The organism is Hungatella sp. SB206 (genome assembly GCF_051132295.1).
Taxonomy (GTDB): Bacteria; Bacillota; Clostridia; order Lachnospirales; family Lachnospiraceae; genus Hungatella; species Hungatella effluvii.
The window spans coordinates 199205-222273 of the sequence record NZ_CP096603.1; the positions used below are offsets into that span (position 1 = coordinate 199205).

15 protein-coding genes and 1 pseudogene are annotated in these 23069 nt (G+C 46.1%); 13 read left to right on the top strand and 3 right to left on the bottom strand.

What is annotated here, in order from left to right; all coding sequences use genetic code 11:
* Positions 1–215 precede the first annotated feature (215 nt).
* The 7 genes from M1L66_RS00885 (at position 216) to M1L66_RS00915 (ending at position 9654) form a co-directional block, all read left to right on the top strand.
* Positions 216–923, top strand: a complete 708-nt coding sequence (locus M1L66_RS00885) for a LytR/AlgR family response regulator transcription factor (RefSeq protein WP_187023317.1) — start codon at positions 216–218, stop codon at positions 921–923.
* On the top strand, positions 920–2248 hold the full coding sequence (locus M1L66_RS00890) for an ATP-binding protein (RefSeq protein ID WP_434690304.1): 1329 nt from the start codon (positions 920–922) through the stop codon (positions 2246–2248). The genes M1L66_RS00885 and M1L66_RS00890 overlap by 4 nt, the downstream gene beginning before the upstream one ends.
* 138 nt (positions 2249–2386) lie before the next feature.
* Positions 2387–4348 carry a glycoside hydrolase family 2 protein gene (locus M1L66_RS00895; RefSeq protein ID WP_434690307.1) on the top strand — a complete coding sequence of 654 codons (1962 nt, stop codon included), beginning with the start codon at positions 2387–2389 and terminating at the stop codon, positions 4346–4348.
* 32 nt (positions 4349–4380) lie between these two features.
* Positions 4381–6003 carry a glycoside hydrolase family 3 C-terminal domain-containing protein gene (locus tag M1L66_RS00900; RefSeq protein WP_434690310.1) on the top strand — a complete coding sequence of 541 codons (1623 nt, stop codon included), beginning with the start codon at positions 4381–4383 and terminating at the stop codon, positions 6001–6003.
* An 87-nt stretch (positions 6004–6090) separates the two neighbouring features.
* Positions 6091–7641 carry a glycoside hydrolase family 3 N-terminal domain-containing protein gene (locus tag M1L66_RS00905; protein WP_434690313.1) on the top strand — a complete coding sequence of 517 codons (1551 nt, stop codon included), beginning with the start codon at positions 6091–6093 and terminating at the stop codon, positions 7639–7641.
* A 1-nt stretch (position 7642) separates the two neighbouring features.
* Positions 7643–8080, top strand: coding sequence for a hypothetical protein (locus M1L66_RS00910; RefSeq protein ID WP_187023321.1), 438 nt, complete (start codon positions 7643–7645; stop codon positions 8078–8080).
* 20 nt (positions 8081–8100) lie between these two features.
* On the top strand, positions 8101–9654 hold the full coding sequence (locus M1L66_RS00915) for an MFS transporter (RefSeq protein WP_187023322.1): 1554 nt from the start codon (positions 8101–8103) through the stop codon (positions 9652–9654).
* A gap of 129 nt (positions 9655–9783) precedes the next feature.
* On the opposite strand, the gene M1L66_RS00920 is transcribed toward M1L66_RS00915, so the two are convergent.
* Together M1L66_RS00920 and M1L66_RS00925 are read right to left on the bottom strand one after the other, a co-directional pair.
* Positions 9784–12054 carry an AIPR family protein gene (locus M1L66_RS00920; protein WP_434690317.1) on the bottom strand — a complete coding sequence of 757 codons (2271 nt, stop codon included), beginning with the start codon at positions 12052–12054 and terminating at the stop codon, positions 9784–9786.
* Positions 12011–13204 carry an FRG domain-containing protein gene (locus M1L66_RS00925; protein ID WP_207729193.1) on the bottom strand — a complete coding sequence of 398 codons (1194 nt, stop codon included), beginning with the start codon at positions 13202–13204 and terminating at the stop codon, positions 12011–12013. Before M1L66_RS00925 ends, M1L66_RS00920 begins: the two co-directional genes overlap by 44 nt.
* Before the next feature lie 206 nt (positions 13205–13410).
* Here M1L66_RS00925 and M1L66_RS00930 point away from each other — a divergent pair, with 206 nt between their 5' ends.
* Positions 13411–15555, top strand: coding sequence for a M13 family metallopeptidase (locus M1L66_RS00930; RefSeq protein ID WP_434690320.1), 2145 nt, complete (start codon positions 13411–13413; stop codon positions 15553–15555).
* Between the two features lie 520 nt (positions 15556–16075).
* On the top strand, positions 16076–16579 hold the full coding sequence (locus M1L66_RS00935; protein ID WP_434690323.1) for a QueT transporter family protein: 504 nt from the start codon (positions 16076–16078) through the stop codon (positions 16577–16579).
* A 390-nt stretch (positions 16580–16969) separates the two neighbouring features.
* Here M1L66_RS00935 and M1L66_RS00940 read toward each other — a convergent pair whose 3' ends face one another.
* Complete coding sequence (locus M1L66_RS00940; RefSeq protein WP_434690325.1) at positions 16970–17323, bottom strand: helix-turn-helix domain-containing protein; 354 nt, start codon at positions 17321–17323, stop codon at positions 16970–16972.
* Between the two features lie 210 nt (positions 17324–17533).
* Between M1L66_RS00940 and M1L66_RS00945 the strand changes: the two genes are divergently transcribed.
* The 4 genes and pseudogenes from M1L66_RS00945 to M1L66_RS00960 all read left to right on the top strand — a co-directional run bounded on the left by M1L66_RS00945 (position 17534) and on the right by M1L66_RS00960 (position 23065).
* On the top strand, positions 17534–18964 hold the full coding sequence (locus M1L66_RS00945) for a sugar transferase (RefSeq protein ID WP_187023326.1): 1431 nt from the start codon (positions 17534–17536) through the stop codon (positions 18962–18964).
* A gap of 1171 nt (positions 18965–20135) precedes the next feature.
* Positions 20136–21984: pseudogene (gene glmS, locus M1L66_RS00950) on the top strand (glutamine--fructose-6-phosphate transaminase (isomerizing)).
* Positions 21985–22027: 43 nt separating this feature from the next.
* Positions 22028–22234, top strand: a complete 207-nt coding sequence (locus M1L66_RS00955) for a GDP-mannose 4,6-dehydratase (RefSeq protein WP_320960970.1) — start codon at positions 22028–22030, stop codon at positions 22232–22234.
* Between the two features lie 3 nt (positions 22235–22237).
* Positions 22238–23065: a glycosyltransferase gene (locus tag M1L66_RS00960; protein WP_434690328.1), complete on the top strand. Its 828-nt coding sequence runs from the start codon at positions 22238–22240 to the stop codon at positions 23063–23065.
* Positions 23066–23069: the final 4 nt, after the last annotated feature.

Below are 23069 nucleotides of genomic sequence, written 5' to 3' on the forward strand. Positions count from 1 at the left end.
GCTCCCCGCTCCCGCTTCTTCCTCTGCCGGCGTCCCTCCCGCCAAAAAACTAACTTTGCCTAAATCCCCATTTGGCAGCGGCTGCCAGAAATAAAGGCTGAACTGTTGCGGGCCATTCCGGCTGCACCGCCATTTTTTCTATGCAAAATAAATCGGACATGCTATAATGAACGGATGAAAACAGAGGCGGGGTATGTGTCAGGAGGTAACGGGGTATGCTGAAAATTGCTGTAGTGGACGATGAAAAAGTGTATATTGACCAGATTCAGGAATATATCAGGCAGTATAGTGCGGAGAAGAAACGGGAGATTCAGACAGAGACCTTCTGCGACGGAAGTGCGCTGCTGGAGAATTACAGCACGCGCTTTGATATCATTCTGCTGGACATAGAGATGGGAAAAATGAATGGAATGGAGACGGCACGGGAAATACGAAAAAAAGATCAGGATGTAGTTCTGGTTTTTATTACCAATATGGCCCAGTATGCGATTAACGGTTACGATGTGGGAGCGCTGGATTACGTGCTGAAGCCGATTAACTATTACACTTTCTCCGTGCGTCTCGACCGCGCCGTCTCAAGGGTGAAAAAACGTCAGCCGGAGGAAATCCTCTTAAATCTTCCGGATGGGATCAAACGGCTCAAGGTGGACCGGATTCACTACGTGGAGGTGCAGAACCGTATGCTGCATTACCACACGGAGGACGGTATTTTCGTGGTGAGAGGAACGCTGCAGGGAGCGGAGGAGACGCTGAAGGAGAGCCATTTTGTGCGGTGCAACCACTGGTATCTGGTGAATCTGCAGTACGTTTCGGAGATACGCAAAAATATAGTCATCGTAGCAGGAGATGAACTGGAGATCAGCAGGAGGAATAAGACGGCGTTTCTTTCCGAGCTGACGGATTACATGGGGATGGGGACATGACAAAGATAAATATCACGATATGGACGTATGTGGAACTGGCTGTATCGCTCTGGGCGGCATGCGTGCTTTATATAATTCCGCTGAAACACCGCCCGAATTTCCGGATGAGACTGGGCCTGGCGACGGCGGGGACCTGCGCTGTGGCTGTGGCTGCAGTCTGGTGGAAGACGGCATTTTCGGCAGTGACCGTTCCGGAGGTGGTATCCATGTCGGGCGTTTTTCTGCTGAGCTGCCTGTTTATTTATATCTGCGCGGCCACGCCTCCAGGCGCGGCGGTGTACTGCGCGGCGTGGGCGATCATCAGCCAGCAGATTGCCCATGAGTCCGCATTCATTGTTCTGAGGAGTATGGGGATCGGAGGCCAGCTGTCGGCCATCGGCTACATGGTGGTGATTTACGCAGTGATCTATGGGATGGCCGGCATCACAATCGTCAGATATATGCCGGAAAACGGAGTCTATCAGGTGGGGCCTCGGCAGCTGTCCTCGGCGCTGTTTTTGCTGATTGTTTTTGAAATCCTGTTTGGCTTTTTGAGGTCAGGGGGCGGCATTCCATATCCTGATGTGCGGGTATGGAACATCCTGCTGATTCAGTGCTACTGCGTCCTGATTCTCTACCTTCAGAACACGCTGTTCAAGAAAAGCGCCATGAAACAGGAGCTGGACATCTTAAATCAGCTGTGGCATCAGCAGAAGGAGCAGTATGAGCTGTCCCAGGAGACCATAACCCTGATTAACCGCAAATGCCATGACTTGAAGCATCAGATTGCCGCCATGCGCGCCATCACCAGTCCGGAGGAACGGGACAAATATCTGCGCGAGGTGGAAGATTCCGTGCAGATCTATGACTCCATCGTGAAGACCGGCAATGAAGTGCTGGATACGGTTCTGACGGAGAAGAGCCTGTTCTGTACGGCCAGCAGCATCAAGATTAACTGCATTGCGGATGGCCGCCAGATGGATATCTTTGATCCGGTAGACCTATATACCGTGTTTGGCAATGCCATTGACAATGCGATTGAGAGCGTAAAGCAGCTGGAGAATCAGGAGATGCGGATGATAGACGTGCTGGTGTACGTCCGCAAACAGTTTTTGATCATTAATATCATGAATCCGCTCGGCAGGCGGCTGGAGTTTGACGGCGATCTGCCCGTCAGCACAAAGGCCCGGAACGGGTATCACGGATTCGGCTTGAAGAGTATCCGTTATACGGTAGAAAAATATAATGGTTTCATGAAAATTGATACGGAGGAAAATATCTTTTCGTTGAAGATATTGATTCCGATCGCAGGCAAAAAAGCCGCGGACAGGACTGAGAGGAGGTAGTATATTTCCTCTCAGCCCTGATTTTTTTTGCTGAAAACCACTTGGGTTCTAAAATCGACCACTTATACAAAAATGCTTACACTCCGAAAAAAAACTTGTTATAGTATGGAGGATTAGCACAAAGAAAAGAGAAATGGCATGAGAAAAACAAAGAATTTGAATGACAGGTGGCAGTTTACCGGTCCGGATGGAAGGACCGTGTCAGTGAATCTGCCGCATACCTGGAACAACGTGGATGGGCAGGATGGCGGTAATAATTACTGGCGCGGTTCATGCAGGTATGAACGGGAACTGGACATGCCGGAGTTTCAGAAAGGTGAGGAACGGGTCTATCTGGAATTCCGGGGAGTGAACGCCAGTGCGAGGGTATGCTTCAACGATACCCTGGTGTGCACCCATGACGGCGGCTATTCCACATTCCGTGTGGATGTGACAGATCTGCTGCGGGAGACAAACCGGCTGGCTGTGGAAGCGGACAATGGCGTCAACGACCGTGTGTACCCACAGAAAGCGGATTTCACATTCTACGGGGGAATATACCGTGACGTGAATCTGGTGGTGGTGAACCGGAGACATTTTGCTCTGGCTGACCGCGGCGGGAACGGAATCCGTATTACGCCGCAGGTAAAAGAACTGGACGGATATGTCAGAGTCCAGACCTTTACCGAGATGGATGCAGGGGGAAATAAATCCGATGCAGCGCTGCCGGACGATGATTGTGAGATCCGCATCGTTCTTCTGGATTCAGACGGCGCGGCAGCCGCCTCCGGAACCGGAGCGGACTGCACACTGGTCATCCCTTCCGTGCACTTATGGGATGGCTTGAAGGACCCGTATCTCTATACGGCGGTCGCGCGCCTGGAGTACCACGGGAAAACCGTGGATGAGATCCGCTGCCGGTTTGGCGTCCGCACCTTCCATGTGGACCCGGAAAAAGGATTTTTCTTAAACGGCCGCAGCTATCCCCTGCGCGGCGTATCCCGCCATCAGGACTGGAAGGGACTGGGCAATGCCATCACGAAGGAGCACCATCAAAAGGACATGGAGCTCATCCGTGAGATTGGGGCCAATACGGTCCGCCTCGCCCATTATCAGCACGATCAGTATTTCTACGATCTGTGCGACGAGTCCGGCCTGGTGGTCTGGGCGGAAATCCCTTATATTTCCGAACATATGGCCAATGGAAGAGCGAACACCATAAGCCAGATGAAGGAACTGATTGTCCAGAATTACAACCATCCCTGTATTGTCTGCTGGGGAGTCTCCAACGAGATTACCATCTCCACAAAGAATAAAAAGGATATGCTGGATAATCACCGGGAACTCAACGAGCTCTGTCATGAGATGGATCCGACCAGGCTGACAACGCTGGCCTGCTACGCCATGTGCGGGCCTTTTAACCGGTCTGCGCATATCACCGACCTGGTATCGTGGAATCTGTATCTGGGATGGTACGTCCCGGGGCTGTTCCTGAATGATTGGTGGATGCGGTTTTTCCATTTCCGTTATCCGAAGCGCTGTCTGGGGTATTCGGAATACGGCTGCGAGGCCATGCCGAACCTGCATTCTGGAAAGCCGCGCAGAGGGGATCACTCGGAGGAGTATCAGACCATTTACCACGAGTACATGTTAAAATGCTTTGAACGCAACCCCTATCTGTGGGCGACTCATGTGTGGAACATGTTTGATTTCGCGGCGGATGCCAGAGATCAGGGCGGAGAGGCCGGTATGAACCACAAGGGGCTGGTCACATTTGACCGGAAAATCAAAAAGGACAGCTTCTATCTCTATAAGGCTTACTGGAGTGAAGAACCGTTTGTGCACATTGCGGGACGGCGAAGGGCGGACCGGGAGGAATCTGTCACTACTGTGAAGGTATACACCAATCAGCCAAAGGCTGCGCTGTACGCGGATGGAAAGCTGATGGAGGAACAGACAGGAGACCGTGTTTTCAACTTCTGTGTGCCCCTAAACGGCACGGTAACGGTGGAGGTGAGAGCCGGTGAATGCAGGGATACCGCTGTTTTTCATAAAGTCGCGGTTCCAAACCCGGCTTATAAGCTGGTCAGGAAAAAATCCTCCAGCGCCAATTGGGTGTAATAAAATATACAGTTGAAAAGGAAGGAAAAGTTATGTTTATGAAAAAAAGAGCGCTTTGGCGCGGCTTGACAACTCTGTTTACATTTATTTTTTCACTGACAATTATTATTGGGGTTGTGGCTGAAAGCTACAAGGCGACGATCGATACTGCTCTCGGTACTTTGAGTGAGAAATTCGTCTCCGAAAATACAGAGGATGACCCTTTATATGATAAGTTTCAGCCGTCGGCGGAGGTTCTCAATGAAGACGGAACCGGCAATTCCCACGCGCTGATTCAGAAAGCCATTGATTTGAACCGCCAGCAGGCTGCGGAGGGCGCGGTACTGCTTAAGAACAACAACGCAGATGGACAGGGACTTCCGCTGTCCGGCAATTCCCAGGTGACGTTATTTGGAATCCGTTCTCACGTATCGCTGCTGGGTTCCAGCTTCGGTGTCAAGGCCCAGGGACCTTATATCAGTCTGGAGCAGGCGCTTACTCAGAATAAGACTGATTTTAAGAATACCATAGCCTACACGCTGAATAATAACTTTGCCACCGGCGAGGTTACGAGAGGCGCGACGCTAGACTCCTGGAGCGGAGACGAATTTGAGTTCGAGGGCGCAGGCTTTACCGTCAATCCGGTAATGACAGCGATATATGATAAACTGAATGAAACGTATCTTCACTCCGAAAATGAGACTCCTTCCGCGGAGTACGACCCGGGCGAGCCGTCCACAGCGGAGATCAAGGCAGTCAATTCCGATTATGCGGCCAGCTTTGCCGAGTACGGCGATGCGGCGATTGTAGTCATCAGCCGTCCAAGCGCGGAGTCCAAGGACTATCTGCCGGGCGGAGTGGTTGACGGTCTGGGAGCGGAGGAACCGCTGCAGCTGACATCCAATGAACGCGATACCATCGAGATGGCGAAGAAATGCAGCGACAATGTAATCGTGCTGCTCAACTCCGCCAATGCCGTTGAAATCGGTGACTTAAAGAATGACCCTGAAATAGATTCAATTCTCTGGATTGGATTCCCAGGCTGCTACGGTATGCTGGGTGTGTCAGATATCCTTTGCGGACGCACCAGCCCTTCCGGCGCACTTCCTGATATCTACGCAACCTATAATATGTCGGCTCCCGCCATGCAGAACATGGGTAATTTCCAGTATGAAAACGGGGCGGAAATGCTCACCCGCGGCGCTGGACAGACCGGCGGCACCACAGGCAACTACCTGATCGAGGCCGAAGGCATCTATGTTGGCTACCGCTACTATGAGACCAGATATTACGATTCGGTATTTGGAAACGGCAACGCCGGTTCTCCGGTCGGTGCTTATGCGTCTTCCACGGAGTGGGACTATGACAAAGAGGTAGCCTATGGCTTCGGATATGGTCTTTCTTATACCGATTTTACCCAGGAATTCGAGGGAGAACCGGAGTTTAACGTCTCCACAGATCCGGAAACAGGCGTCTGCGATGCAACCGCCGTATTTCATGTAAAGGTAACAAATACCGGTGACATGGCCGGAAAATCCATTGTCCAGATTTACGGACAGGCTCCTTATACAGAGGGAGGCGTTGAGAAGTCAGCGGTTCAGCTGCTTAATTTCGGCAAGACCGATACCCTGAAGCCAGGCGAATCACAGGTGGTCTCCGTCGAGGTTGATTTATAGTATATTGCCAGCTACGACAACACGTATGATAACGGTGACGGCACAGTTGGTACTTATATCCTGGATCCGGGAACGTATTACTTTGCCATGGGTAACGGCGCACATGATGCCCTGAATCATATGATGGCCCGCCAGGGAGCGGATCCGGAAAGTCTGTCAGGCGAGAGCAACAGCGCTATGGCTTACGAACATAAGATTACAGAAGATTTTATTTCCAGCACCGCTTTCTCTGTTTCGAAAACCGGAGAGAAGATTTCAAACCAGCTGGATTACGCTGACTGGAACTATTTCCAGCCGGGAGAGGTTACTTATTTAAGCCGTACCGACTGGGCCGGCACATATCCGAAGAGCTACACCGGTATGACACTGGTCAATGAAGAACTGATTAACCTGCTTAACGGAAATTATTATACCATTCAGACGGACGACGACACCTCCGGAATCACCTGGGGGAAGGACAGCAATCTGATGTTCTATGAGATGTACGGCACTGATTTTGACGATGTGAAATGGCAGGAGCTGCTTGATAAGATGACGCTCGAGGAAGCGCAGTATCTCGCTACGTTCGGCGGTCCGAGTATCCCCGGAGTCAGCTCCATCGGTACAGTGGAAACGTATATGACCGAGAACGCAGGAAATGGTGTGGCTGTAAACTTAAACGCTTCAAAGGACACGGGGGCTCCCTGGAGCATCTCCGCCAGCGATCCCAACGGAAACTGGCATCCGGAGGTATTTGCCAACGCACCACTCGTAGCTGCTTCCTTTAACCAGGATTTATATAAAGAAGTTGGCTCCTTTATTGGAGAGGAAGCGCTGTTCACAGGAATCCCGATTCTGTGGGGACCTGGTTTAAATACTCATCGCCATGCTTATAATGGCCGTAACGGCGAATACTATTCGGAAGACCCGGTTCTGTCTGGTTCCGCGGCTATGGAATTTGCCATCGGCGCACTGGATTACGGCCTGATTGCAGCACCCAAGCATTTTGCATTCAACGATCAGGAAACAAACCGAAGCGGCGTGGCGCCTTACATGCTGGAGCAGAGGGCCCGTGAGGTCGAGCTGCGTGCTTATCAGATCGCTTTCGAGGCGACCAAGTACGACACGGAGGAAGAGGACGCCGGTATGCGCGGCCTGATGGTTTCCTTCAGCAAGATCGGACCGGTGGAATGCACCGCCAGCTACGAACTGATGACAGAGATTCTGAAAGAGGAGTGGGGCTTCAAGGGATATGCGGTCACCGATATTTATGACGACACCGACATTTACGGAGCGGTACTGGCATCCGGTACGACCTGCTTCGATACCCGCGGTATTTCAGGCTTCTATGGGGCTACGACGCTGGAGAACTGTTCCACCTTTGCCACTCAGGTTGACGGCAGCAAGGTCAGCGCCCAGCTGCTTTCCGGAGATGCGAGGCTGCAGAATGCCGTGAAGGATTCCTGTCACAATATCTTATATGCGTTCAGCCAGAGCAGTCTGATGAACCGTTATAACAGCACGACTCATATCGAGCAGACCATGACATGGTGGCGTATGGCCTATATGGCAGCTATAGCAGCATTTGGAATTCTGCTGCTGGCCAGTGGAGCTCTGTACGTCGTGTCCTCCAAACGCAAAGAAAGAGAGGTATCATAAAATGACAGCTTTTATTAAAAAACAGGGTCCGGCTTTCTATTTCAATATCCTGTCCGCAGCAGCTGGCATCGCGGCGTTCATCGCCATGGTGGTCAGCAGTACCATGAACGAAGCTTATGCGCTCAATTCTTTCCCACTGTTTGTACTGGGGGCAATCGCCGGGATACTTCTGATCTTGATTGCTGTTTACGCCGCTAACCGGTGGGGAAATTACGATTTTGTCGGGACACTGTCCGGTGTGGCTGCCGTTGCTCTTTTTTCAGCAGTCATCGGCGGGATCATCTTGAACCGCGTCCTGCTGATATCCGGATTATTTTCCTGGAATTCCGGCAATACGCCCGGCTGGAACGTATTCTATGCCAGCGTGGTTTCCATTGCCTGCTTTGTGATCTCCATCGTGCTGCTGATTATCGGTTCATTCTTAAAGAGTGTTAAATAAGAAAGCAGGAGGTACCATTTATGAGCAACGAATCAACAACGGCGGCCGGCATGAACCGGGCAAAGCCTTACCAGCTCGTCCTGTTTCCATTTAATAACGGTGCAACCAATGTTTACTATATTCTGACCATCACCTACATTGCCTATTACGGCAATGGGGTGCTGGGACTGGCGCTGATGTTTGCCACGACCATGGTAACAGTCATGCGTCTGTTTGACGCGGTGACGGACCCGATCATCGGCGCTCTGATCGATAAGACCAATGGACGCTTCGGCAAATTCAGGCCTTATATGGTACTGGGAAATGTAATTATGGCGGTCAGTGCGTTTCTGCTGTATTTTGGCACCAGGCTCATCCCCGATACGATGATGTGGCTGCGCTATACGTCCTATGTGGTGATCTATGCGCTCTATGTAATCGGATATACGTTTCAGACCTCCTGCACCCGTTCCGGACAGACAGTGCTGACCAATGACCCGAAGCAGCGGCCCATGTTTACGATTTTCAACATGGTGGCCAGTATGCTGGGAATGGGAGCGATTCAGTTTCTGGCACCCATTTTCCGGGCGAAGTTCGGAGACTATACCACGGCCGCATTTTTCGACATGATGATTCCGATCTCGGTTATTATCTCTGCCTTATTGACGGTGCTTGCAGTAATCGGCATCTGGGAGAAAGACCAGCCGAAGTATTTTGGACTGGGAAGTGAGGAGAAGCAGAAGATCAGGATCTCTGAGTATGTGGCTATCATGAAAGAGAACAAACCGCTCCGGAGGCTGATGGTTGCAGGGGCCGGCTGCAAGCTGGCGCTGGCCATTGCCACCAATGGTACAGTGCTCTGTATGCTCTATGGTTCCATGATGGGCAATTATAACGGGCTGTATCTGCCGATGATGATAGCGGGCTACGTTTTCTCCGCGCCGTTCTTTGTACTGACGGTGCGCACCTCCCAGAAGCACGGGCAGAAGGCGTCCCTCACGCGTTACGTGGGGCTTGCGCTGGTAATGTATGTGGGAGTCTTTGCACTGCTCATGTTCTGGAAACCGGGCGTGGCGGGAGTGAATCTGTCTCTCAGCAGTTTAAATATTTATACAGTTCTGTTCGTTCTGCTGTTTGGAATCGGATATGGAGCCTACTATGCGACAGCGGATATGCCGATCCCCATGGTTGCAGATTGTTCGGACTATGAGACCTACCGCTCAGGTAAGTATATCCCCGGCGTAATGGGTACACTGTTCTCCCTGGTGGATAAGCTGGTGTCCTCTTTAAGCTCTACGGTGGTGGGAATTGCTATCGCAGCCATTGGACTGTCTACGCTGCCCGGCGGTGATACGCCTTACATGGAAGGCATGAAGGGGATCGTCCTCGTGCTGTTCTGCGTGATTCCGATGATTGCCTGGGCGCTGACCCTGTGGGCCATGAAGGGCTACACACTGACCGGAGAGCGCATGAAGGAAATCCAGGCGGTCAACGCGGTCCGCAAGGAGGCGATTGCCAAAGGAATGAGTACGGAAGAGGCGCTTGCCACCTGGAAGACCATGGATCAGGTGCCGGTGGAGTTCCGGCAGGAATGATGGGGAAGCAGCAGGAATAGGTAAAACAAAGAATAAGTAAAACAAAGAATAAGTAAAACAAAGAGGATGCCCGGAAGAAATGAATTTGACTTCCAGGGCATCCTTTTAATTGGTCTTAACCTATGTACATTACCATGAAAACAACGGCGTCTTCCCGTCAATGGCGATCCAGCTGATACTGTGTTTTTTCACGTGAAGAAGGCTGCAAATCAGGTCGATTTGATTATACTTTACGACACTGTTCGAGTGGGTCCCCACCCAGTAGGTCTTTCCGTCGCTTCCCGTCACTTCAACTGACCTTCTCAGATAACCGTAGCCCTCTTCCGCTCTGGCGCGGTCATCCGTGAACCAGTCTGTGCCGTTCGTCAGGATCTCCTTCTCATGGCCGGGATAGTTGTCAAGGACGTACTGTACCGTCTTCACCATGGCATGGGCGGTGCTGTTGACCCGTTCGGCCGGCCCGTTGTTTAATTTGATAAATTTGGCCTTGCCGCCGCCCGGCGCTTTCTGCGCCTGTGTGTCTGGCTCCGCGGATGGCCGCCGGTCTCCGGCAGCAGCTTCACGGTAGCTTACGAGGTCGATCTTCTCGTCATCCTCCAGGCGATTGTTTACGATCTGTGCAAACCTGCTAACGTCTGCCGCGTTCCTGGTCAGTAAGTATAGCTCATCCTTTTTAAACGTATTGGAATCCAGAACCGGATAGTTTCCTGACAGCTGTGCCGCAGCGCCGCACAGTTCGGCGAAGAGTTCCATCATGTCTTTTAATTTGTCCCGAATCAGTTCAAAACAGTCTGTGAACTGGGAGTAATCGCTGCGGTATCCATTAAAGAGCTGGACCATATATGTGGTAAAATACCATTTCCCGTTTTGCAGTACAGCTGCCGCTGCCGGATTGTCCGTGATGATTTTCTTTACATTTTTTCCATAAAAATCGGCCACTCTGACTGCAAAATACACCGCGCCATAGTACTTCTCAAAAATCTCCGCTTCCTGTTCATCCTCTGCCTCCAGCCATTCGGGTACGAATATCGTTTTATCCTGAAAACTGTATTCTCCGCCGGTGTCATTTCGGGAACTCAGCAGAACATTGGTGCCCTTGCTGCGGGCGTCCCCCGGGTACCCTGCGCAGGCCTTCCGGGCTCTCGCAAAATCGACGAGGTCGACGGTGCGCCTGGCGATATTTCCTTCCCCGCGCTTCACCAGCCTGAAATACCTTTTGCCGTTCATCTGCTCCCGCTCCAGAAATGCGGCCAGCTTCACCACAAATGGCGATGCAAAGGCAATATCCTCCGCCTTAATGGGCTTCTGCCGGTTTAGGGCCACGCTGATCTCATTTACCTCCCGGGTCGAATCCGCTTCGGACTCGGCGGCCTGCGGGGAGTGTGGAATATTTATGATGCGCAGCAGTACTTTGGCGTTCTTCGACTGCCTGATCTTTTCTTCCAGCTTTGCCGCTTCCTCTGCTTCCCCTTTATTTATGCATTCCTTTAAATCATATTCCATCTCATAAAGGCACTGGGCGGATGCGGTGATGGTCTGGGCGCCGTTGATAACAGAGAAATGAAGGTCGCCGTATTCAGATATGTGTTCCAGAAGCACCTCCTCCACACGATCCAGTCTAAAATCGGGCCGTTCTACCAGAATGGTAATACCGTTATTCTTAAACCAGAACTCGCCGGGATTGTTTCTTAACGTATCTTTGATCGCGCGGTCAACGCCCAGCTGTTCATTTAAACCGTACCGGACGTTGCGCTTAAACAGCTTGTCGCCGATTCTGTTATAGATATCAATCAGCTGGTGCAGGTGGACAGAAGTCACATATCCCCGGTTAGAACCTTCTGCCTCGTCCTTATTTTCCCAGTTGATATGGCATTTCATAGGAGGCATCTGGATAAATTCAAACCGGTTTACATTGGTCAGCTTGATGTCCTGCTCATTGTAGCTGTTGTCAAGAATATAGAGAAAATTTACTGTACCTTTCCAGGCTTTCATCTCTTTCCGGATATTTTTCTTCATGGCCTTACCTTCCGCCGAAAGAAAAAGTCTTTCGAGGAAAACCCGGCTTTTCATGTTGTCTACAATGCAGATGACATAGATATTCTTTTCCGCTGATTCCGGCATGTCTGCCAGGCGGCAGGCTTCCTCCTCCAGAGCCGCCAACAGGCTGCCGCTGTCCTCTGTAAATTTCAGAAACAGAAAATTCTCACTGCTGTCAATGCCCATCTGTACAGAACTGCAGATTTCCCATTTTTCTGCCCGGACCAGGAGATTCAGCGCCTTTTGAGCCTCTTCGCTGTCCCACCAGGTCTCGTCGCAGTCGATATCCCGGTTGCTCAAAATATTTCTGATGTACTCTTTATAGTTTTCGATTCTCCTGGCTCTCATCCGATTTTCGCTCATTGTCTTTTGTCCTTTCCATACTGATTAGCAGCTGGCTGCCTGAGAATTTATGAATGCCATGCTGATTTAGCTCTTTGGAAAATTCCAGAATTAACTGGTTGTAACGGTTTACGATAGTATGCAGTTCTTCTTCTGTCAGGTAGTTCTTCTGTATGGCCTCTTCCAGGTTCTGGGTAAAGTCCAGCAGGCCGATCCGGTAGCTGTTAATCATATTTTCCACGTAGACCAGAATCCCGTCTGTATCCAAATCCTTCCGGTTATCCAGGATGTAGTCAAAATAGTAATCCAGCTCCTTCTCCAGCATTCTGACGGCATACTTAAGTTCGTTGCCGCAGCAGAACTTCTCCGTGTTCAGTTTCCGGCTCTTATTGCTGATCTCATCTACCAGATTCACAATCTCCGGATAGATACTCCCGGTATGAATGCCGAAAAATTCCTTCAATTCTTTTCGGATCAGCGGTTTGGCCTCCTTCGGAATCCGGATGCCATACGTCATCCACGCGGGTAAGTCCGCAGCATCGTTGCCCTGGAACAGAATGAAGGCGCCCTGCTGTGCCACGATCCGGTTATTCAGTTTTGTGTGGTCAATAAATTTATGGTTCTTCTCAAAAATAATCTTATCCCGGTGCCACTGCCTGTCCCGGTTAATGATGGCGTCGTAATTGGCATTGGTATTCTCCGCGCTGGGACTGAAGATCTCATCGATGAAAAATACGAACACCATCCCATCCTCGTGATCCAGCGAATCAACATCCTTGCGGTAGTACGGCGTGACCGCAAAATACAGGGCTGTCAGGCAGTTATAGGACACATCCAGAAGCCGGCTGGGAAATTCTCCGTGCTGGGCGTCGATGGCGTTGTCCAGATACCGTTTCTCGCCCGTCAGCCTGTTCTGTCTCATGGCGTCAAAGAGACTCTTCTCAAAAAAAGGATTGCCATCCATGACGCCCCTCCGGAAAATGTTGGCGCGGCAGGAGGTGGTATAAATCTGGGGCTCGCCCCGGTAAACGTAACTGTAATTTTCACCTTTGCGGGATTCCATGTATTCTTTTATCTTGGAAATATAATCGGATACATTTTCAATGGGTTTTTCTGAGATTTCTTTGACTCTTTTATCTTTGGGAAGAACATAAGCGCTGTTTTCGTTCAATTGCTTTCCCTCTCTTTCGATATAGATTCCCCTGCTGGCTGGGCCAGGAAAATCATGATGGTTTTATTATAGCTTATACGGAAGAGGCATTCAACGGGGAATCGGCGTAAGTTTGGTGAAATATGGCATGAAAAAGATGAAAAAAAGCCATAGTAATAGCAGGTGCGTAAGAAAAGTAAAAGCGAAACAGAAAAAGAGGAACGAAAATGAAGAAAAGAATACTAGGTTGTCTTACAATGTTATGCGTAATCTCGGTGATACTATCCGGCTGCAGAAATCAAAGACAAGGAGCCGCTGATCTACAGAACCGGGAATCCTCCTCCGTGGCTATGGCGGAGGAAAATGCCATGAACAGGGAAGTGGGGGCGCAGGATCAAGGAGAACCACAGGGGACAGGAGATTCGCAGGATTCAGAAGACGCGGTCAAAACCGCTGGAAAGGCGGAGGCGGGCAATGTAAGGGCGGAAGACGATTATTACAATTATGTAAACCAAAAAATCCTTGCAGAAAAGCAGATCCCTGCGGATTCTGGAAACTGGAGTTATTTTTACGAATTGGGACAGAAATCTTATGATAATTTAAGTGATCTGCTTAATGAAATTATCAATCAGAGAGAGCAGTTTGCCGAAGGATCGCCGGAACAAAAAATAGCCAGTCTATATCTGACGGCAATTGATATGGAAGGGAGAAGAAATGCCGGATTCGGTGCGCTGCAGCCTTACCTTGACAGCATCCGCAATGCGGCTGATATTCAGGAGTATATAGAAGCAATCGGGACTATAAACAATGAACTGGGATTCTCCAGTCTCATTGCCCCGACTTATTATGAGGATATGAAAGATTCCGGGAATTATGGATGCTATCTGGGGAGCGCCGACTTAGGGCCGGGAAAAGAGACGTTGGAAGATGGTACACAGTCGGTTATATTGGAAGCATACAGGAAATATATAAAAAATATAATGGAATCTACAGGAATCAGCGAAAAAGAGGCGGAAAGAGCTGCTTCATCCATTTATAAGTTTCAGACTGATTTAGCGTCTGCAACGCTTCCGCTGTCTGACCAGAATGACCCTGAAAAAACGTATAATCCAAAATCGCTGAAGGAGCTCAGCGCCCTATACTCCAATATTGATATAAAAGCATATTTAAAAGCGGCCGGGGCGGCCGGTTTTAATTCCTGGGTGGTAAATGATCCGGGACAGGCCAAAAAGGTGAACAGTTATCTGACAGAAGGTCACCTGCCGCTGTTAAAGAATTACTCCGTTTTCTGCCTGATTAAAGATTTCAGCCCATGCCTGACACCGGAAATACGGGACAGCACCATAGCATGGAGTAATGCTCAAAAGGGAATTGAGGGAAAGAAAACAGATAAAAAGCTGGCAGGAGAGCTTGTTCAGAATACATTTGGATTTGAGTTCGGCAGGTTGTATGTAGAAAAGCATTTTTCGGAAGAAGATAAGAAGAATGTCGAAACGCTGGTCCATCAGATTCTGGCCGCCTATGAAGATCGTATAAACGGATTGGATTGGATGGGAGAAGCGACAAAAGAAAAAGCAATTCGAAAACTGGAGCATATGACCCTCAAAATTGGTTATCCGGATCACTGGCCGGACTACTATGAAAACGCAGTCATTCTTCCGGAAGGGCAGGGCAGTCTGGTTGACAATATGGTAAATGTATACCGATCGCTCAGATCCTACGAAAAAGAAGAAATAAAGAAACCGGTTGACCGGACCCAATGGGGAATGACACCTCAGACCGTCAACGCATATTATAATCCTCTGAATAACGAAATTGTCTTTCCTGCCGCGATCCTGCAGCCTCCGTTCTATGATCCAAATGCAGACGATGCCTCAAATTTAGGCGGGATTGGGATGGTGATTGCCCATGAGATCAGCCATGCATTTGATTCCTCCGGCGCCCGCTATGATGAAAATGGAAATTATAATATGTGGTGGACAGAGGACGATTTAAAGAAATTCCAGGACCTGACTCTTAAGGTAGCAACGTACTATGACGGCCAGGAGGCTGTGAAAGGGCGTTATGTAAATGGCCGCCAGACGTTAAACGAGAATATTGCCGATTTAGGCGCCCTTGCCTGTGTCACCTCGATTGCCGGAGAGGATACGGAAGCCCTGAATTCTCTTTTCACGCAGTATGCCCGCATCTGGGCGTCGAAATATACAGAGGAAAGCATGATCCACAGGCTTAATACGGACGTTCATTCTCCGGCAAAAGTGAGAGTAAATGCGGTCTTAAGTTCCACAGAGGCTTTCTATAAGGTCTACCCGGATTTAAAAGAAGGCGACGGCATGTATGTGGCGCCGGAAAAGAGGGTGAAGATCTGGTGATGCGGGCTGGTGAGAGACAGCCCGTTTGTTGAGTCGTTGGGCGGAATTACCTGATTAATTTGTTGGGGATGCTGGACGACTAGAGCGACTGAAAACGCGGTGGTGAATGAGATAGCAATTGTTTAGGGATAGGGGGAACGTAAACAATTTGTGTAAAGTAAACAGTTCATGTAAAGTAAACAATTCGTGTAAAGTAAGCAATTCGTGTAAAGTAAATAATTCGCGTAAAGTAAACAATTTGTATAAAGTAAACGATTAGTTGACAAAACAGACTTATTAAAGACTGAATTTTAAAAGCAGCAGCTATTGAGTGATAAGATGGCCTTTACAATGGCAGCAAAATATGTAGTATAGTATTAATGTATAAAGAAACAGCAACCTCATTTGGAACGGCTTGCTTTTACCCTGTTTTTGTGCTATAGTAGGAAAGCTGATTTTCCCTGAAAACAGGCAGAAACGGCTAATATATGGTGTGTTCGAGACCTTCCACACCTAAAACAAAACTAAAGGAGAAATGAATATGTTACAAAAATCTTCAAGCAGAACCTATTTTATGGTTTATGCGGCGGCGATTGCTGCCATCTACACCGTACTTACGATGGTATTTGCACCGATCAGTTTTGGTCCTATCCAATTCCGAATTTCGGAAGCGCTCTGTATCCTGCCATTTTTTACACCGGCCGCAGTCCCGGGGCTGTTTATCGGATGCCTGTTGTCCAATTTATTGTGTGGCGCCGCAGCATTGGATATCATTTTTGGGAGTCTGGCTACGCTGGTAGGGGCATTGGGTTCCTGGATGCTCCGCAAAAACAAGTGGGCGGTCTGTCTTCCGCCGATCCTGGCAAACACAATTGTTATTCCATGGGTGTTACGTTTTGCGTATGGCTCGGAAGATATGATTTTGTATGCAATGGTAACTGTAGGGATTGGTGAGGTTCTGGCGATCGGTGTTCTGGGAAATCTTTTAATGGGAGTTCTTTATAAATACAGACAGATTATGTTTGGCAAGAAAAACCTTGCGTAATAAATTCTAAAATAGGCCTAAAGATCGAACAAAGAAAGAAAAATATTTTGAATTTTCAGAGAATACAAGAGAAAAGCAAGTTAGAAAATAGAATTTAAGAACTTAAATTATGAAATACAGCATACTGGTGGAATACCCTTGCCTGATAAACAGATAAGAGGTAAAAGGGGAAACCAGTAGGCTGTATTTTTAATTAGTTTCTTCTATATAATTGGTATTATAAGAACTGGGTCTCTAAAGTTAAATAATATTTGGATAAGTGTCAAAAAAATGGTGCAGCAAACGCCAGATAGTTTTAAATAGAAGTAAGAAACTATATTATTATAAAATAACAATACATGTTTTTAATTAATCGTAATGCAAATGGCATCGAACAATAAAATTATTCCTTTAGCGTTCATCACAAGCCTTCATAAACAATTTTAACAGATCTAAAGCATATCTTTTTTTCTTGATGCTGCAATTTCCCAGAATATCGATGACTGCCTGCTGTTCCACGTCCAGGTCTGTGAATTCGCTGGTATCCTCATTATTTCCGTAGATTAAGTAATCCAGCGAAATATTGAGACAGGATGCAATGCTAAGCATTGTGTCAATGGACATACCGCAGGTCCCGCGTTCAATATCCTGGCAGTATTTATAAGCACGACCGATTTTTTCCGCAAGCTCCTCCTGTGTCAATCCCATAATCATCCGTCTGTTTCTGATTCGTTCCCCTGCTGCAATTCGATTATATCCCGCCAATTCATAAGCCTCACTTTCCAGAAATTACCGTACATAAAATTATTATATGGTTCATTAAGGTTGACAACACCTGTTTTGAGGGTATAATAATAGTAAGTTTTAAACGTATATTATGCACCTGTTTCTAACGCGAACAGATGATGAAGTGCCAAAAATCGACATGTTGTCGGGAAATGATCATACGGCACTAAAAAAGGGTGAGGATGAAAAATGTATAAAAAGGCTAACCTCGGCTGGCTGAAACACTGGGATTTCATGATTCTGGATTTAGTTTGTCTGCAAGTGGCATTTATAAGCGCTTATTTTATTCGTCATGGGGTTCATTTGGCATATGAGAATAAATTGTATCGAAATATGGCCTTTGTACTCTTCTTAATTCAAGTCTGCGTCACTTTCTTTGGCGAGAGCTTCAAAAATGTTTTGAAGAGGGGATATTATAAGGAGTTTACAGCTACATTTAAGCACGTATGCCAAATAATTCTAATTGCGGTATTTTATTTGTTTGCAACGCAAACCGGTGAAGGATATTCCAGAATTACGCTGGTCCTGACCGGCATTATTTATATGGTCATCAGCTACATAGCCAGGATTCTTTGGAAAAAATATTTAAAAACTAAGGGTGTTGTAGGAAAAGGAAATCGATCGTTATTAATTATAACATCAGAAGATATGATGGATATAGTGATTGATAACATTCGTAATAATAATTATGAAGGTTTTCAGATTATAGGAATCAGTCTTCTTGATGCAGAACGGGTTGGTGAGACGATCAATGATGTACCGGTAGTAGCAACTATGGACAATGTTGAAGAGTATGTCTGCAGAGAATGGGTAGATGAGGTATTTCTTAATCTGCCAAAAGAAATTCCATTGCCAAGAGACCTGATTAATCATTTCATCGAGATGGGGATCACGGTTCACTTGAAACTAATCGAGATGGCGAAGCTGGAAGGCGAAGTACAGCGGGTAGAGCGGTTAGGAAGCTATACCGTTTTAACGAGCAGTATTAATATGGCTTCATGGAAACAGGCATTTTATAAACGGGCTATGGATATTGTCGGCGGCCTGATCGGATGTATTATCACTGGAATTTTGTATTTGATTGTGGCACCATGCATTTACATAAAATCACCGGGACCTATCTTTTTTTCACAAGTCAGGGTAGGTAAAAACGGTAAGAGATTTAAGCTTTACAAATTCCGCAGCATGTATATGGACGCGGAGAAACGTAAGAAAGAACTGATGGCACAGAATCGTGTGAAAGATGGAATGATGTTCAAGCTGGACCACGATCCCAGAATTATTGGTGGTGACAAAGGGATTGGAGGATTTATCAGAAAATATTCGATCGATGAGTTCCCTCAGTTCTGGAATGTACTGAAAGGCGATATGAGCCTGGTAGGTACGAGGCCGCCGACCATCGACGAATGGGACAAGTATGAACTGCACCACCGCGTAAGGCTGGCCATAAAGCCCGGAATAACCGGAATGTGGCAGGTGAGCGGGAGAAGTGATATTACGGACTTTGAAGAGGTTGTGAGGTTGGATAAGGAGTATATCACAAAGTGGAGTTTGGGGTTGGATGTGAAGATTGTGATGAGGACTGTGGGGGTGGTGTTTGGGAAGAGTGGGGCGATGTAGGGGTTAGATAGATAAAAGTAATGGGTTTTAGGATGTGAACTGTAAATAATAACAATTATTATTTGGAGATAGGAATTTTTAGCAGCTATCAGTAGTATCCCATTATCAGCCTAATTTCTTGAATTAAATAACATCAGAAAAATGATAGTGAAGAAATTACCTTGTATATTGAATGATACTTGTAGAAAGGTCTACTCCTATAATACGAGTAGTTGCCTAATAATTAAAGAGTCTCTCCCAAATATATGACTATATTTTGCTATGAAAAACAGATGAAACAAATCAAGAAAAGACAAAATCATTACAGCCAAGTCATATAGTTGCCAACATAGGCTATGTCCACTTTTTTGTTATGGCTCACTACATTTGTAAAGAGTTTAATGTGGGTACGATTTCTAAAAAATTGAGTAGATTAATACTAAAATTTCAATCCCAAATTAATGATATTGAGAAATACCTGGCTAAAAAGAACAGGGCTAACCGCAACGTTGGGCATTAAAGCAATGTTTAACATTGCGGGTTTTGTTGTTATTATGCCATTAACCTATATATGCCACAAAATCAGTGAGGGAAAATAACCAGGATTATCATGGAAATGAGTTACTCACAAGTGAAAATATGAGGTGTTTATCCTACGAAATTAGTGAAAATATCAATCCGTAGCATAGCCACAGCAATACACACTCTGACAGGTTTATCCAAAGTTAGTTTAGTGAGTGAGAAATCGACATTTTGGATAGACATAGAGTGAGGAGTGGTATGGTGTTGTAAGCCTCGGATGCAGGGGATGGAGATGAGGGGAAATGTGTGGAAAGTCTTGTAAATCAAGAGTTTGTGAGGGTTGTGGTTACAGTGATTGGACGATCGCAATGCGAATTGGTCTATACCCTATATGCTTTATTGTGAAGAAAAGCTCGATGAGGGCTGACAATAAAGTGGATTGGATAGAGATGGGATTGTAATACTTTAGTCAAAGTGATTAAGCAATAAAGCGGATTGAATAGAAAGAGGTTTGTGAGACTGTGGTCTGAATGGTAGATGACCGCAGAGGTTGAGCCGGTAGGTTAGGTAGGCTACGGGAATAGATAAAAGAAAAGAGCAGTTTCCCTAAGGTATGGGAATTGAACTGAGGAAATAGATAAGTAGTTAGATAAAAGGAGAACAGTCAAATATGTGTGGAATCGTTGGATACGTTGGACACAAGCAAGCAGCTCCAATCTTGTTAGATGGATTGGCAAAACTGGAATATAGAGGATACGACTCAGCTGGATTGGCTGTTCGTGATGGAGATAAATTAGCAGATGTTGTTAAGTCGATTGGTAGACTCAAGAATTTGAGCGAGAAAGTTGATGGTGGCAAAGCAATGCCTGGTATGTGTGGAATTGGTCACGCAAGATGGGCAACACACGGAGAGCCTAGTCAAAGCGCATCCACATGTAAGTGGAAACTGTACTGGAAGTGGATCTGGAACAGTTGAAAGTGATGTTGTTGGCGTACATAACGGTATCATTAAGAACTACCAGGAACTTAAAGAAAAGTTATTAAAACACGGTTATAACTTCTACAGTCAAACGGATACTGCGGTTGCGGTAAAGCTTGTTGATTACTATTACAAGAAATATAAGCTTGGACCTATAGATACTATTACAAAAACTTTGGTCAGTATCAGTGGAGCATATGCTCTGGAATTGATGTTTAAAGACTATCCGGATGAGATTTAGGTAGCGAGAAAAGATTCACCAATGATTATCGGAATTGAGGATAATGAAACATTTGCAGCTTCGGATGTACCCGCAATTTTTAAATATACAAGAAATGTTGTCTATATCGGCAATCTTGAATTTGCAAGATTAAAGGCTGGAGAGGCAACTTTCTACAACTTGAATGGTGATGAAATTCAGAAAGAAAAAGTTGAAATCACAAGGGATGCTGGGGCTGCTGAGAAGGTGAATATGAGCACTTCATGATGAAGGAAATCCACGAGCAACTAAAGCAGTACAAGATACTTCGAATAGCATTGTGAAGGATGGAAAGATTCAACTTGTCATAGAAAAAGAGACTATTAGCGGAATAGATAACATCGCAATCGTTGCCTGTGGATCTGCATGGCACGCTGGTGTTGCTTCTCAATATGTCATTGAGGATTTGTCAGATATTCCTGTAAGAGTTGAACTAGCTAGTGAGTTTAGATATAGAAATCCAAAGCTTTCGAAGTCTACATTAATGGTTGTCATTTCTCAAAGTGGTGATACAGCTGATACTTTAGTAGCATTGAGACTGGCTAAGGAAAAAGGAGTAAAGACACTGGCCATTGTTAATGTGGTTGTTTCTTCTATTGCGAGAAAAGCTGATTATGTTTTCTATACAGTGACAGGACTTGAGATTGCGGTTGCAACTACTAAGGCATACTCTGCTCAACTTATTGCTGGTTATTGTCTGGTTGCTGAATTTGGAAGAGTTAAAGGCTTAGTTGATGAAACGAATAAGTACTACATAGAAGAGCTTGAAACAATTCCTGCTAAGATTGAAAGTATCCTCAAAGAAAAAGAACGTATTCAGTGGTTTGTTTCAAAGATAGAAAATAAAAAGGACATTTTCTTTATTGGTCGTGGAATTGACTATGCAGTGTCTCTTGAAGGCTCACTGAAATTGAAAGAGATTAGCTATATACATTCAGAAGCCTATGCAGCTGGGGAATTGAAGCACGGTACGATTTCACGGATTGATAAGGGCACTCTTGTAATAGGAGTACTTACACAGTATGCACTCTTTGAGAAGTCAATCAGTAATTTGGTGGTATGCAAATCCAGAGGTGCTTACCTTATGGGACTTACTAATTACGGAAAATACTCAACTGAGGAACAGTGTGATTTCACAGTTTATGTTCCAAAGGTTGATGAACATTTTGCAGCAAGCTTATCAGTAATTCCTCTTTAACTACTTGGTTATTATGTATCTGTAGCGAGGGACTTGATGTTAATAAGCCTAGAAAACTTGAAAAATCAGTAACTGTTGAATGAGGAAACTGAAATGAATGCAATGGAAAGATGAGAGGAAAGAGTAATGGCAAAAAAAATATTAACAAGTACCGGTGTAGAGATTAATCATAAATATGGTGAAAATAGACCAGAAGATTTGCCGGAGTCTTATGCAAACGCTGATAAGGTATATGAGAAATTAGGGTGGAAAGCGGAACAGTCATTAGAAGATATGTGTAGAGATACATGGAATTGGCAGCGCAAAAATCCTAAGGGGTATAAAGGAGCGTAAAGTATGGGATATCCGAATTATAGTGTGTTGATGTCCGTATATTGTAAAGAAAAAGCTCAGTACTTGGAATATGCTATTCAGTCTATGTTAGATCAAACCATTTCTCCTAATGAGTTTATTCTTATTAAGGATGGGCCACTTACAAAAGAATTAGATTTGGTTATTGAAAGATTTGTTAGTGCAAATCCGGGATTATTTAACATTATTGTGAACGAAAATAACATAGGATTAGGACCTGCACTAGCAAAAGGGGTCATAGCATCGTCTAATGAATTAATTGCAAGAATGGACTCGGATGATTTCGTTGTGGAAAACAGAGTTGAACAGCAATTAAAAATCTTTGAAAGTGATAGCAGTCTAGGTGTGGTGGGTTCTTTTGAATCGGAATTTATTGACAATATTGATAATGTCGTAAGTGTTCATCGTGTACCAGAGAAAGACGATGAAATAAAAAAATTTATGAGAAGAAGATGTGCGGTTCTTCATCCAACTGTAATTTTTAAAAAATCTAATGTTCTAGCAAGTGGTAATTATCATGATGTTCGTTTATATGAAGATTACGATTTGTTTGCAAGAATGATTTTTGAGCACGACGTTAAGTGCTACAACATACAAGATAGTCTATATTATATAAGAACGAGCGAGGATTTCTTTGAAAGAAGAGGTGGATATAGTTATGCAAAGACTGCACTAAAATTTAAGTGGACACAGTTCAGAAAAGGACATATGTCTTTTGCAGATTTCTTTATCAGCGGAATAGGTCAATTTGTTGTCTCATGTTTGCCAAATGAGGTTAGAAAAATATTTTACATGAAAGTTCTTAGAGGGTGATTAA

Coding starts and splice junctions, on each gene's coding strand:
- M1L66_RS00910 (WP_187023321.1), top strand. CDS start 7,643: ATGACAGCTTTTATTAAAAAACAGGGTCCGGCTTTCTATTTCAATATC.
- M1L66_RS00885 (WP_187023317.1), top strand. CDS start 216: ATGCTGAAAATTGCTGTAGTGGACGATGAAAAAGTGTATATTGACCAG.
- M1L66_RS00895 (WP_434690307.1), top strand. CDS start 2,387: ATGAGAAAAACAAAGAATTTGAATGACAGGTGGCAGTTTACCGGTCCG.
- M1L66_RS00915 (WP_187023322.1), top strand. CDS start 8,101: ATGAGCAACGAATCAACAACGGCGGCCGGCATGAACCGGGCAAAGCCT.
- M1L66_RS00960 (WP_434690328.1), top strand. CDS start 22,238: ATGGGATATCCGAATTATAGTGTGTTGATGTCCGTATATTGTAAAGAA.
- M1L66_RS00930 (WP_434690320.1), top strand. CDS start 13,411: ATGAAGAAAAGAATACTAGGTTGTCTTACAATGTTATGCGTAATCTCG.
- M1L66_RS00920 (WP_434690317.1), bottom strand. CDS start 12,054: ATGAGCGAAAATCGGATGAGAGCCAGGAGAATCGAAAACTATAAAGAG.
- M1L66_RS00890 (WP_434690304.1), top strand. CDS start 920: ATGACAAAGATAAATATCACGATATGGACGTATGTGGAACTGGCTGTA.
- M1L66_RS00945 (WP_187023326.1), top strand. CDS start 17,534: ATGTATAAAAAGGCTAACCTCGGCTGGCTGAAACACTGGGATTTCATG.
- M1L66_RS00955 (WP_320960970.1), top strand. CDS start 22,028: ATGGCAAAAAAAATATTAACAAGTACCGGTGTAGAGATTAATCATAAA.
- M1L66_RS00905 (WP_434690313.1), top strand. CDS start 6,091: ATGGGTAACGGCGCACATGATGCCCTGAATCATATGATGGCCCGCCAG.
- M1L66_RS00935 (WP_434690323.1), top strand. CDS start 16,076: ATGTTACAAAAATCTTCAAGCAGAACCTATTTTATGGTTTATGCGGCG.
- M1L66_RS00900 (WP_434690310.1), top strand. CDS start 4,381: ATGTTTATGAAAAAAAGAGCGCTTTGGCGCGGCTTGACAACTCTGTTT.